This window comes from Arthrobacter sp. SPT-J7 (assembly GCF_059089965.1).
The window spans coordinates 184,868-197,646 of record NZ_JBNHFF010000001.1 but is presented as its reverse complement, the minus strand read 5'-3'; the positions used below and the strand labels follow the sequence as shown (position 1 = coordinate 197,646).

General features: G+C 60.7%; 8 protein-coding genes. 5 read left to right on the top strand and 3 right to left on the bottom strand.

Going from position 1 to position 12,779, the window contains the following annotated elements:
* Positions 1-267: 267 nt before the first annotated feature.
* Both AC5RWX_RS00915 and AC5RWX_RS00910 read right to left on the bottom strand, forming a co-directional pair.
* Positions 268-660 (bottom strand): hypothetical protein, encoded by a 393-nt coding sequence (locus AC5RWX_RS00915; protein ID WP_493939814.1) that lies wholly within the window; start codon positions 658-660, stop codon positions 268-270.
* 286 nt (positions 661-946) lie between these two features.
* The gene (locus AC5RWX_RS00910; protein ID WP_493939813.1) at positions 947-1,555 is read right to left on the bottom strand and encodes a hypothetical protein; all 609 of its coding nucleotides are present in this window, start codon (positions 1,553-1,555) and stop codon (positions 947-949) included.
* 3,687 nt (positions 1,556-5,242) lie between these two features.
* Between AC5RWX_RS00910 and AC5RWX_RS00905 the strand changes: the two genes are divergently transcribed.
* Together AC5RWX_RS00905 and AC5RWX_RS00900 are read left to right on the top strand one after the other, a co-directional pair.
* Complete coding sequence (locus tag AC5RWX_RS00905) at positions 5,243-5,482, top strand: helix-turn-helix transcriptional regulator (protein ID WP_493939812.1); 240 nt, start codon at positions 5,243-5,245, stop codon at positions 5,480-5,482.
* Positions 5,483-5,964: 482 nt separating this feature from the next.
* Entirely contained in the window at positions 5,965-6,762 is a 798-nt protein-coding gene (locus tag AC5RWX_RS00900) for a tyrosine-type recombinase/integrase (protein WP_494096866.1), read from the top strand.
* A gap of 201 nt (positions 6,763-6,963) precedes the next feature.
* On the opposite strand, the gene AC5RWX_RS00895 is transcribed toward AC5RWX_RS00900, so the two are convergent.
* On the bottom strand, positions 6,964-7,620 hold the full coding sequence (locus AC5RWX_RS00895; protein ID WP_493939810.1) for a GntR family transcriptional regulator: 657 nt from the start codon (positions 7,618-7,620) through the stop codon (positions 6,964-6,966).
* A gap of 127 nt (positions 7,621-7,747) precedes the next feature.
* Here AC5RWX_RS00895 and AC5RWX_RS00890 point away from each other — a divergent pair, with 127 nt between their 5' ends.
* The 3 genes from AC5RWX_RS00890 to betT all read left to right on the top strand — a co-directional run bounded on the left by AC5RWX_RS00890 (position 7,748) and on the right by betT (position 12,774).
* Positions 7,748-8,401 (top strand): flavin reductase family protein, encoded by a 654-nt coding sequence (locus AC5RWX_RS00890; RefSeq protein WP_493939809.1) that lies wholly within the window; start codon positions 7,748-7,750, stop codon positions 8,399-8,401.
* A gap of 49 nt (positions 8,402-8,450) precedes the next feature.
* Positions 8,451-9,833, top strand: coding sequence for an MFS transporter (locus AC5RWX_RS00885; protein WP_493939808.1), 1,383 nt, complete (start codon positions 8,451-8,453; stop codon positions 9,831-9,833).
* 679 nt (positions 9,834-10,512) lie between these two features.
* Complete coding sequence (betT, locus tag AC5RWX_RS00880; protein WP_494096865.1) at positions 10,513-12,774, top strand: choline BCCT transporter BetT; 2,262 nt, start codon at positions 10,513-10,515, stop codon at positions 12,772-12,774.
* The last annotated feature ends 5 nt before the right edge of the window (positions 12,775-12,779 follow it).

Sequence of the window (12,779 nt, the reverse complement as noted above, 5' to 3'; positions counted from 1 at the left end):
TGCGGAAGTCTTATCCGCCTTATCCGCGCCGGGTTGCCGCGGTTTGCCGCCGCTGCCACTTACTCGTGTCGGCTGGAAGCGGCCCGCCCGCCTCCATCAGCCTTACCATCACCGGAAGGATCAACCTGCCTGACAATCGGCGGCAACTTTATCTGGGCCAGGCGCCTCACCTTCGGCGAGGTCACGCGTCCCAGCTGCTCGTCAAGAGCTACCTTCAGCCGGGCTGCGAGGATCTCGCGGCGCAGTGTAGAGAGCACCTGGTCCCTTTTAGCCGGGTCGTACACCGGCATCGGGCTGCGAAGCCTTCGATGCTTTTGGAGGGTCTTTCCACTCACTGACGTCCTCGATGAGTTGGTCGATGGCCTCATCTTGCATCCCGGTAAATGATCCTTGCCAGACGGCATCCAGCATCGCCTTTTCCTTAGCATCTGCCATGTTGCTCTTTGCCAGAGCGCCGACCATCCTGAGGCCATAGTCGTTCATCACCTCGTTCCCCGACACTGTGGCCTCCAGCGCCCACTGGGTGCGCGTCCACCATTGCGACTTGGTTGCGACGTTGCTCTTCGGCTCCGACGTAGCGCCGGCCGACTTCTTCAGGACCTGCTGCCCATCCTCGTACCGGCGCGACGACAGACGAAAAGCGTAAATAACGACGCTCACCAGCAGTACTGCACAGACGCCGACGGTAGCCCACGGCATCCAAGACCCAGGATCGACTAACGTTGGGTCCTGCGGGGCGGCATTAGCCCCGTCAGCCATTTCCACTGTTAGATGGTTCACCGTAATGCCGCCTTCATACCCATGCCGGTCATCATGACTGGATAGCGTCGTCGAGGATCTTCGTTACTGCCTTGAGCCGTTGAGAGCCCACCGGCATTGAACCCTTCAGCGGCGGTCACGTCCGTAGTGGTGGCGCAACTCCGATAGCCCTTGCGACTGCAGTTGCTCACCAGCCCTCGGATCGGGTCTTGAGATGTTCGATCACCGTCTCGACATCGCCTCCATCACGGAGCCACATGATGGGCGCCATGTGAACTTCGGGGAGGAGGCCCTTTTGGGGTGCTTCCAAGTAGCCTCGCACGATTAATGAAGGCCACTTGGGATCGATGGCTTCAATGAATCTTGAGAGCTCGGGAAGAACCTTCCCTGGAACCTCATTGTCGAATTGCCACGCGGGGAATCGGGTAAGACCCAGCACCTCGATAGCGTACAGACGTCCCTCGTCAACGGCGGTCAGAACGTCCTCTTCCTCCCAGCCCAAATAGCTTGCAGTTTCCTTCAGTGAGTGGGTACAGAGAAGGTACAACTGGTCACCCTCGGTGATCACGAGCTGCACCTTGATCCTTCCCCTGGACGGCGAAAGCTTATGATCCTCCGAAACTGCGAACGCGCCCGTGTCATACAAGTGGCTCACCTGCTCAGCGGGCAACTCGACGCCTGCAAGACGGTCCTCTATCGCAAAAAGCACTTTGGTCAGCGTCTCTACAGGTGCGGGGTCGTCGGCCAAACTAGCCACGGTTTCTGTGAGGTCGAGAAGAGCGTCCGTCGTATTCATTAGCTGTGGATCGGGGATCATAAGGTGGCACTTTACGGTGCACCGGGAGTTGTACAAATCTCGGTGCAGCCCTGAAAGCCGGGCCCATTAGCGTTTCGGCTGGTATCCGAGCAAACTCTTCACAGCTGGGCAGCGTCACAGTTGGTAATACCTGCTGTGGGCGACTATTATGCCTCCCCACCACCACGCGGCCTGTTCGTCGGGGAAGCGGGTGCGATGCACTGCAATGCTACGGGGTTTTACCCGCCTACCAGCGCTTCCACCCCCGCGCAGTGTTGTAGCGCAGGGATCGTAGAACTTTTCTGGCCAGCACGTGGGTAGTGGATATGAGCGCGTTCAGTTCTGACATACATCTTTTCCAGCGCTACTCCTAGCCCACGGTCTTAACACAAGCCATAAACGGTGTAGCGCAGGCGTAGTTAGGGCCGGACGCGGGGCTACGCAGCAGCCCCTTATTTCCGCGCTGCCCCCTGAGCTTTGCGGCTCCGGCTTCCACAGCGCCCGTTCTGGTTCTAGGGCATTAGGAAAGGTTGTCCTCGTCCCGGCGAGGAGCAAGCAGGGGTGGCTTCCATCGACCACCGGTAAGCCACGTGCGTCTTATATGGCCGGCACGACTTTCCTCACGGCGAGGCTGGTACAGCAGGCGCAAAGTCATCACGAATAAACGGGCCTCCGGACGAAACTTCAGAGCCCACGTCCCGCATTGCCCCTATCTGGCGCCGAGAACCCTTGGTATGCAGGAACCTTCGCTAACCACCGACTCTCAAGCATCTGCGCTTGGCACATAATTGTCCTCGCTCTGTAGTGCTCACCTTTTCAGAAGAGTCGGGCCTTTCATTCCCAAGTCTGACCGAAAGACTGAACATGGGCGACTGAGGCTTGACAGTGTGGTTCGCGGCGACGGAAATGTACCTGCACGTACCTACAGGGGTGTAGGTACGCCCAAAAAAGACAAAACCGCAGGTCAGAGGTGGTTTTCGTGGTTTTCCCAAGAAACGGCCCGAAAAGGCCAAATGTGCCTCTGACCTGCGGAAACAGTGAATGTACCTGGTGTACCTGCTCTGGGCGAACCCCTTATACGTGAGAGCACGTAGGGCGGGATGCCATATTTGAGGGCTTCTACATACTTATTCTTTGGAGGTAGTAGTTACAGCAGGTACATACGTCCTGAAGCCTGCCAGATCGTTGATATTCCGGGAATCGCGTGTACCTGCTGGCGTGCCTGGAGGGGGTAATTTCAGCAGGTACACCAGCAGGTACATCGTGGCCCATACTCGGGGAGCAGCACGTTCTGTTCCAAGCTGGTTGAACTGCTTCTTTGATGACGCTCGCTATGCAACGCAGTAATTCTGCTCTGTGGGCTGCCACACTTCCCGACCGGTGGAAGAAAACCTCCGGGCAGCGACGACAGACGCTCTGGGCGACGAGAACACGATAAGCGATACGCAATCTGTCGATGCCAACTATTCGACATGAGATTCAAAGACAAGCCCCGCGGCTTGAGGCGGAAGGCGAGCGAGACGCGCGACGCCGTTACAGCTGTTCTCGCTAATGTAAGAAGCGGGCGGCGTTACATCGCGGGGCCCAGCGTTCTTGGTATGAAACCCAGCTGAACGACGAAACCCGGATGGAGCCGGCAACGCGCGCTATGCTCGCCGCAGCACGTTCGTACACCTTGGACACACTTGCAGGTACACACGCACCGACCACGCTGGATTCGAATCCGGGTGTAGCGAGCGAAAGCTTGCTTTTCACGGACGCAGGGAATTGGGCGTGCTCCGCAGCCGATGTCATTTCGTGCGCCGGATGCATCAAGGGTTTGACGAACCGCGTGCACAAATCATGGTCCAACTGCCATAGCCCTTCGACTGGTTCAGCAGGCCGTCCGTCTGAAGAGCCATCCGTCCGACGCTCCTGAGCGGAAATCATTCAAGTCAAATTTTCAAAAATCATTTCGCGCTGCCTTTCGCGGCGAGTAATCAGATGACGGCATTCCGGCTGGGGTCGTTGGAGCCGCTCTCAGGCGGAGAGCATCGGAGCCACTTTTGGCGGAGTCAGCCGACGGTGGCCGCGGGCGAGCGAAGCGGAGGAGCGGCACCGTCAGAGGCACCCTCCAACGCCCCCGATGGGGCGTTGGAGGGCAAGGAGCGAAGCGACGCAGTAAGGGGCCCAAGGAGCGCCAGCGACGAGGGTGAGGAAGCCTGGAGGACGGAGCGAAGCGGGTGTCCGCCGGGTGACCGAAAGCGCGTCGGCTGAGCCGACCGCCGAGCAAGATTCCGACGAGCGAAGCGAGGATGGAAACGCAGCCCGGCGCCACGCCCCCTTATGCCCTTTTGCCTTTTTCCGCCGCATCTGGAGCTTTAGCGAAAGATCGGGTCATATTTGCTGTTGTATCAAGGGAAAACGTTGGTTCCACACCCTCTGGTACCACCGTCGAAACCGTAGGTTCCGTCGCGTGTGGTGGTACCAGTGGCATCGTTTTCCGTTGGAAAGACGGGGTCTGGTTGGAACCACGGTTTGGAACGAAGTGACGCCGTGGTTCCAAGCATCGAGCGAAGCGATGGAGCGCGTGTTGACACCCCCTGTCACCATGCTCGTTCCAACCCCGTCGCGGCCGTGGGCACACGGCCGCTTTAGCCTCACAGCAGCGCTGGTCGGAGCACGGCGGAGACCTTGCATGAGCGCCGTTCGCTCGTCGATCTGAACGACGAAAGAGCGCACGGCGCCGCCAGACGCAGCGGGCGGGCAATCGAGCTACCACCCGACGCCCCGGCCATGGGCGTGAGTAGTGCTCTGTTGAGGGGCGTGGCCGGCGGCGCCTGGGTCGTTCCTATCGAATGCTCGTCGGCACAGAGCGAGGTGTAGTCGGCGCAGAGCTTGACGCCAAAGAGGATGTACCAGCAACGGAGTCGACGGGTAGGAAAACGAAGCCAAAGACCACGAGATGGACAGAAGACGGCCCCTTCCCGGACCGACCGCGGTCAACGCGGAGAGCCCCATCCTTCAAGGGCCGGAAAATGGCCACCATCCGGCCGAAAGACGGCCACTTCGAGGCCCTCTTTCAACTCACATAGAGCGTGATCTTCTGTGCCCAGATAGTGACCACGAGCTGGCCCTAAACTGTCCAATTTCCGGCCGGACGTGGGTAGATTGTGGCCTATTTCTGTCCGGAAGGCGGTCACACTCACCTTGAAGTTCAAGGTGCTCCGTGCGTCCCATCTGGTCGCTCCGATTGGGCACCTTTGGGGTGCCCTCACCCACCCTTCTGGAGCGTTTGACGAGGCACTCCTCAGCGCCGAACGTCCTGTCGGTCGACTGCGTAGACGGCAACGATCTCGTATAGCGGGATTATGCCTGAGGCACCGTCGACAGAAATGCGGTGTGGGCACTCTTTAGTGGAGGCGGCACTCATCAATCTGCATCCACGGTAGGTCGCCAAGAAAGCGCATTAGATCCTCGCCTTAGGGCAATTTGGCGAATCGGCTAAGTCAGGCTCCCGGGCCACGTCGGGCCATTGTGGTACGTTCATGTCAGCCCGAATGAATGAAGGGTCAGAATCAAACAGCCGACCGGCTGTGTGATCTCGACGAGTGGACGCGCACCGCCGGTGCACGGCCGCCAAGGTAGCCGGTAATAGGCTCGGTGGATTCGGTCCCTCGGAAGTGTCGATACTTTCGAGGAGCAACCATGACCACTTCAGTTCTTCCAATCAGCGCGCCCCCGATCATCGCGACGCCGCCCGCTGGGTTGCCGAGCATCGCTGCCGCCGCATATCTCGGCGTCGCGCGTAAAACGCTCTCCAATTGGCGCGCGCTTGGCGAAGGACCGCCCTATGTCCGGCTCGGTAAATCCGGGGCTCGGATCGTCTACCGGGTGTCAGACCTTGACCAGTACCTCGCCGAGCGCGTGATCGGGGTTGAGCGATGAGCGCCGGGGGCGAGAACGCCGGCCGGCTACCTCGCGGTGGCCGGCAGCGCTCAGCCACAACCCGCCTTGAGGTGGGTCACCACTCCATCGACCGAGCGACGCCCCGCGAGCGCGAGGGTGTGTGGTTGCTCGACTGGTCCATCCGGCTCCACGACGGGCGGTTGGTAACCAAGCGTTCTCAAGGTGCCACCAAAGGCCAAGTCCGGCAGCGCGCCAAGACGACTGCCAAAGAGTTACTCACAACAGGCGGGGGCATCTGGAAGACGACTTCTCCTCTGAGCGAATACATAGATCAGGTATCCCGCCCGGCCATCGAGAAGGCTCGACTGCGCCCCAACAGTCGCGCGAGGTACCTCCTCGCACTCGGCCAGCTCGTTGGCGAGTGCAGCACGCACTCGCACTCCGATTCTTTAGGCAGGCACTCGATCGCCTCTGGCACACGCTTTCGGGCCCTTGAGGCATGCCTTCAGGAAATTGCCGAGTTGCATGGCTCGGAGAGCGCCCGGCAGGCCCGATCCGTCCTTTCCAAGTACGTGCTGCAGCAGCTGAACCGCGACGAGGTGATCAACGGGAACCCGCTGTCAGGGATGTCGATAGATCTGAGGAGTTCGAAGCGGGTCAGCATCAAGAGAGGCGGTCAGGCACTGACGAAGGATCAGTACGCCGCAGTCCTCGACTACCTCCTGGCGCTCGATCCAGCCGAGGGCCAGACCAAGCCGAGACGAGGACGCTGGTCGCTCGCGGACCGAATTGCCAAACGACGAAATGCCATTGAGCTCACCCTGTTGCAAGCGACCACGGGTCTACGCGTATCGGAAGCCAATGCGCTTACCTGGCAGCACATCGACACTGACGACGACACGCTCCACGTGACCGTGACGAAGTCCGTGTCCAAGACCCACAGGCCTCGACGTGTGCCCGTCCTGGACCCTCGGGTCGCAGAGCGCCTACTGGCACGTCGGAATGCCGCAGTAGACGATACGGCGTACGTTATTGGGGCACCGACGGACCAGATGACTGTCTGGGACCGCGACAACTGCCAGAAGGCAACCACGCCGCTCTACATCGAGCTGGGCGAGTCGCTCAATATCGAACTTCTCAAGACGGCTCGGACGCACGTCTGGCGTGCGACATTGAACTCGCTGCTCCTTGACCAGGTGCCTGAGGTGGTCCGGTCGGCCTACTTCGGACACGACACAGCCGTAAACCGGGCTGCTTATACCGACCTCGCGGACACATCCAGCATGGTGAACGCCGCGCGGAGGCTACGGGCAGTCTGATTCTTCCCGTGCTGAAATGGTGGCACCGCTGAGCGCTGTCGGTTACCGGTGCCACCAGTTTCCGGCGGCCGCTTAGTAGATGTGGTCAGCTGGAACACCGAGGGCCGAAAGTTCCGGGCGTTGGACGTTGAGGCCCTGCTCGGTGGTGGGGAGGCGCGTGCGTATCCGATGGTGCGTGGCGAAGACCGTCCTGCGTGGGCTTTAGGCAGACTGTTCAGCTCGACGGGGTGCGCGGCCGTGGATCACGGCCAGGGCGAAGGAAACGAGATAGTCGTTAAGGGCCATCGACGACGCTCTCGCTTTAGGTATGTCCCTTGCAGCAATCGCCTCGAGCATGTGCCGGTGGTGGGCGCTCCCCACGGCAATCTCATGCTGCTCATCGAGAACATGGGTGAGCCAAAACCGCCGAGACAACCCCTGCAGAGGAGCCATCGCGTCGGCAAGATATTCGTTGCGCGCACTGGCAGTAATCAAGGCGTGCGTCTGGCGCACCGTTTCCGAGTATTCGTCCAGATCGTGGTGACCATCCAGAGTAGTGGCCAGTTCGGACATCATCTCCGCTTCGTGCCCAGTGCTCCGTTCGCACGCCAACGTGACAGCCAGAACTTCCATGACCCGCCGGACCTCTAGACGCTTCAGCTGGTCCTCCACCGATATCGCTGGAATCTCGATTCCTTTGCTCGGGTGTATGCGGACCATATGGTCCCGTGCTAGTCGCTGTACCGCTTCCCGGACGGGCGTCCTTCCAAATCCTGTCCGCTCCATCAGCCCTGACTCGGAAACGAGGCCGCCGGCCTCGATTTCGCCCTTCTCGATCATGCGCACCAAGGAGGCGTACACCTCTTCTGACTTACCCATTGTTCGCCGCGCACCTTCCTGTCTCCTCCCCGATCATAAAACGAAATAGCCACTTGTTGATATTCGACCGATATATTGGTTGAATATAGCCGCTACGTGAGCCACTTCACACAAAGAGAGTCCAGCAATGAAATACTCACCTCAAACCGATCCCAACCCTCTGCCCTACTCACCCTTCAAGAGCTGCACAGTCCCCCGACCCATCGGCTGGCTCTCAAGTGTGAGCAAGGATGGTGTTGAAAATATTGCGCCCTACAGTCAGTGGCAGAACCTCACGTTTGACCCCCCGATGGTGATGTTTTCGGCCAACCAGTACCCGGACGGCCGACGCAAAGATACCGTGCTCAACGCAGAGCAAACCGGGTGGTTCGTCTGGAACATGGCGACCTATGACCTGCGTGAAGCCGTGAACATCAGTGCAATGGCGCTGCCCCCAGAGGAGAACGAATTCGACCGGATAGGCGTCACCCGCGAATACGCAGACAACTACAAGGTCCCGATGGTGGCGGAGAGCCCGGTCAAATTTGAGTGCAGGTACATGAGCACCCACCGCCTGACCGGAAACTCCGACGTCGGAACCATCGACATAGTCTTCGCCCAGGTCGAGAAAATCCACATCCAGGACTCCGTGATCACCCCGGAGGGAAAACTCGACATCCCCTCTATCCGGCCAATCGCACGCATGGGCTACTTCGATTACACCGTAGTCACCGACACGTTCGAGATGCGGGTACCCGGATCCGATGAATACGCGCAATCCGGACTGGAAGGCCGCGCATGAGCGACAGGACAGGCCGAGCCCGACAAGAAGCTCTTAGAAAGGTTGCACAATGAGCACATCCCGTGCAGAAATCCCGGCAGTGAACCCTCCCGCCACAGACGTGGCAAAGCGGTTCCGCGACCTAGTCGCAGTCAACTTCGGGAACACCTTGGAATGGTACGACTGGACGATCTACACGATCTTTGCCTCGTACTTCTCCACCCAATTCTTCCAGTCCCAAGATCCGGTCTCCGCACTCCTTGCCACTCTCGCGGTCTTCGCCGTCGGCTTCATCACCAGACCCCTCGGCGGGTTCCTCTTCGGCGCCTACGCGGACCGGGTCGGACGGAAGAAAAGCCTCACCTTGGCCATGATGATCACCGCCGCAGGAAGTTTGGTCATCGCAATCGCGCCCACCTTTGACACCGTCGGCATCGCCGCCTCACTTATCCTGCTGGCAGCACGCCTAATCCAGGGTCTGGCGCACGGCGGAGAAATGGGCACATCGGTAACGTACCTGGTCGAACGAGCACCGAAGAACCGGCGTGCCCTGTACGGCAGCTCGTCCTGGGTCAGCGTTGTCCTCGGCACGATCCTCGCCACCTTGACCGGACTCATCATCAACTCCGTACTCGATGAATCCCAGCTCGCAGCCTGGGGATGGCGGGTAGCCTTCGGCATCGGCGGCATCCTGGGCATCTACGCCCTTTACCTGCGGCGCAAAATTTCGGAGTCCGACGTATTCGTCGCCGCAACCGGCGCGGATACAGACGCCCACCCGGGCACGCCACATTCCGAAAAGACCCTCAGCAAGACACGGACCGAACCGATGCTCGGCGCCCTGATCCGGAACTGGAGAGGAGTGGCCATTGTCTTCGGCCTCTCGGCAGGCGGATCGATCATGTTCTACACCTGGCTGATCTTCACACCGACGTTCGCACAGTTGAACCGCGGGCAAGATCCCACGAGCGCGTTGACCGCAAGCCTGATCGCCCAGGTCATCTTCCTCATCGCCATCCCCTTCGTCGGATGGCTCTCCGACCGGTACGGCAGGCGCCTATTCGTTGCACTGTTCGGCATCGGCTTCATCCTCCTGACGTTCCCACTGGACGGCCTTATCGATGGAAGCTTCGCCCGACTGCTCGCGGCCATGATCATCGCGCTCGCCGTACTTGCCTGCCTTTTCGGCGTCAACGGTGCAATTTGGGCTGAAGTATTTCCCACCAACGTTCGCGCAGCAGGCGTTGCCGGCCCACTGTCGCTGGCGACGGCAATTTTTGGCGGTACCGCACCGTATATCAATACGTTTCTGGCGGAGAGTGGACAGCACAACCTGTTCCTCGTCTACCTCATGGTCGTTTCGGGAATAACACTCCTGACAGCGTTCCTCATGCCGGAAACCAAGAACATCGATCTGACCCGTCGCGACGATGTGGAAGTATCGAACCACTGACCGAAGACAGAGCCTCTTCGGGCCGGCTGCACTCGCGCGGCCGGCCCGAAGCCTTTAAGGGAGGCAATCACACTACGGCGGAAGATCGCCTAACTGTTCCCCGCAGTAGCGTGTACCTTTACAAGGCACACCTTAGTGGCTCGCGTGCGTGCGATGGACCCACGGCGCCTCCGTCGCGCGTGGTAACCCGCGTCATGTGGCGGGAGGGCAACGTAGGTGTATCCGAGCTCCGTTCAAGACTCCGTTCTAGCTCCGGGATATTCCGGTGTAACTCCGGGCCACTAAACGCTCTCCGTTGACGATAACTCGGCGCTGACTAGGGGAAATACCCTTCGATACCGGCCTGTTAGGATTGAACTGACCCGAACCCGGAGGTCGTAGGTTCAAATCCTACCCCCGCAACCACAGTAGAATCCCGGCCAGGGTCATCCGGCCGGGATTCTACTTTTTTGTGCGCGCTGCCTGCGGCGGACCGACTATTAGCGTCGGGCGACAGCGATGAGACGACGCCACGCAGCCTGCCAGGCAGGTCAAGCGCAGGTCGATGAGCAGCCCGCGGGTGCTGAATGAGCACCGCCAAGTTTTCCCGCTCCGGCGCGTCTGGAGCACCGGCCCAGGTCCGAGTACCGTGCCTCTTACGGGGCCGCGCACCAGGGCCCCGTGATAGAAGGAGATCGTGATGGCCAAGGCCGAAGACGCGTCCACACCGGAGCATGAGACCCCGAAGCCGCTGGTCGAACGCAGCCGCTTTGGTGTGGTGGAACGACGCAAACCGGTTGACGCTGAGGTCGAAGCCAGGCGCCCACCGATTTCCAGCACCGAACTGAGCAAGGGACCCACCGAGCTGGCCGAGCATCGCGGCCCACGGGTCAATTGGCGCGTGTTCATCATTGCTTCGGTGATCGTGCTGGCGTTCTCCATCTGGGCGATAGTCGCCCCGGACAGCGCGGCCGGAGTCATGCTCACGGCGGTCAATTGGATCGCCACCAATTTGGGCTGGTTCTACGTTGTGACCGTCACGTTGGTCATCCTCTTCGTCCTCTGGGTTGCCCTCAGCAAAGAGGGCAGCGTTCGGCTCGGGCCCGATCATTCGCGCCCGCAGTACAACCTGTTCACCTGGGTCGCCATGCTCTTTGCCGCCGGGGTCGGCATCGACATGCTCTTCTACTCGGTGACCGGCCCGATCACGCAGTACATCTCGCCGCCAACCGCCACTCCGGAATCCGCCGAAGCGGCCCAGGACGCGGTGGTCTGGACCATGTTCCACTACGGGGTGGCTGGCTGGTCCATGTACGCCCTGCTCGGCATGGCCATGGGCTACTTTGCCTACCGCTGGGGCATGCCGCTGTCCATCCGGGCTGCCCTCTATCCGCTGCTCGGCAAACGGGTGCGCGGGGCCACCGGCGACGTCATCGACATCTTCGCCTTGGTCGGAACAGTCTTCGGCGTGGCTACGTCCATGGGCATCGGCGTCGTCCTGCTCAACGTCGGCTTTAGCTGGCTGTTCGGCCTGCCGGAGGGGCTGGCCCTGCAGATCGCCCTCGTGCTGGTCGCCGTGGTGATGACGGTCGCCGCCTGTACCTCCGGCGTCGACAAGGGGATCCGGTGGATCTCCGAGCTCAACCTCTGGGCCGCCGGAGCGATGATGCTCTACATCCTGGTCACGGGCAAGACGTCCTTCCTGCTCAATGCCATGGTGGAGAACATCGGCCGCTTCGTCTTCACGCTGCCCGAGCGCACCCTGCAGACGCTGGCCTACGAAGAGGACGGATCATCCTGGATGGCGGGCTGGACGCTCTTCTTCTGGGCCTTCTGGCTGGCCTGGGGGCCGTTCGTCGGACTCTTCCTGGCACGCATTTCGCGCGGCAGGACGTTGCGCGAGTTCGTCATCGCCGCCATCACCGCTCCGGTTCTCTGCGACTTCTTCATCGTCTCGATCTTCGGCAACAGCGCCATGAGCGAGGTGCTCGGCGGAAACAAGGAGTTCGCACGGCTCGCCGTCGAGAGCCCCGAGCATGGCTGGTACGCGCTGCTGGAGATGTTCCCGGGCGCCCCGTTCCTGATCGGGCTCGCCACATTGTCGGGCCTGCTGTTCTATCTCACCAGCGCCAACTCCGGCGCAATGGTGATGTCTAACTTCTCCTCCTCCATCCCCGACCCGGCGATGGACGGGGCCAAGTGGCTGCGCATTTTCTGGGCGCTGGTTACCGCCATCCTCACAGTGGCCATGCTGGTGGCCGGCGGCGTGACGACGATGGAACATGCCACCTTGATCTTCGCCCTGCCGGTCACGATCATTGCGTACTTGGTGATGGCCTCGTTCTCCAAAGTGCTCCGGATGGAGCGTGCGGAGAGGGAGGGCCAGGTGCGGCGCAGGCGTTCGACTGCTGCGCACGGCGGCCAAGTCCCGGAAAAGACCTGGCGGCAACGACTGGCCACGTTGCGTTCCTACCCGTCCAACAAGGCTGTGGCGCAGTTCGCCGAACGTACCGTACTGCCGGCCTTGCAGGACGTGGCCAAGGAGTTCACCAGCCTGGGCTACGAGGCAGAGCTGACGACGACTCCGAACCCCGAAACCAGGATCGACGAGTACACGCTGGTAGTGAACATGGACAACCACCGCAACTTCCATTACCAGGTGGCAGCGGTGGAGGCACCGGTGCCGACCTTCGGCGGCCGTAGCATGCCGCGGGAGATCGACACCTACTATCGCCTGGAGGTGTTCACCCAGACGGGCACCGAGGGCTACGATCTGATGGGATTGACCCAGCAACAGGTCATCAACGATGTGCTTGACCGGTACGAGGCGCACCTGGGCTTCCTCAACTACTCCAGCGAACACGACTACGCTTCCGTGCTCACGCCCCGGGTGCCGCCGACGACCGAATCCATACCGCTGGTGCCTCAGAAGGCCGACGACGTTGAGAAACTCGACGAGTAACCTGC

Bases quoted from the DNA above. Each gene is read 5' to 3' on its own strand.
- AC5RWX_RS00910 (WP_493939813.1), bottom strand. From the start codon at position 1,555: ATGAATACGACGGACGCTCTTCTCGACCTCACAGAAACCGTGGCTAGT.
- AC5RWX_RS00905 (WP_493939812.1), top strand. From the start codon at position 5,243: ATGACCACTTCAGTTCTTCCAATCAGCGCGCCCCCGATCATCGCGACG.
- AC5RWX_RS00895 (WP_493939810.1), bottom strand. From the start codon at position 7,620: ATGGGTAAGTCAGAAGAGGTGTACGCCTCCTTGGTGCGCATGATCGAG.
- AC5RWX_RS00890 (WP_493939809.1), top strand. From the start codon at position 7,748: ATGAAATACTCACCTCAAACCGATCCCAACCCTCTGCCCTACTCACCC.
- AC5RWX_RS00885 (WP_493939808.1), top strand. From the start codon at position 8,451: ATGAGCACATCCCGTGCAGAAATCCCGGCAGTGAACCCTCCCGCCACA.
- betT (WP_494096865.1), top strand. From the start codon at position 10,513: ATGGCCAAGGCCGAAGACGCGTCCACACCGGAGCATGAGACCCCGAAG.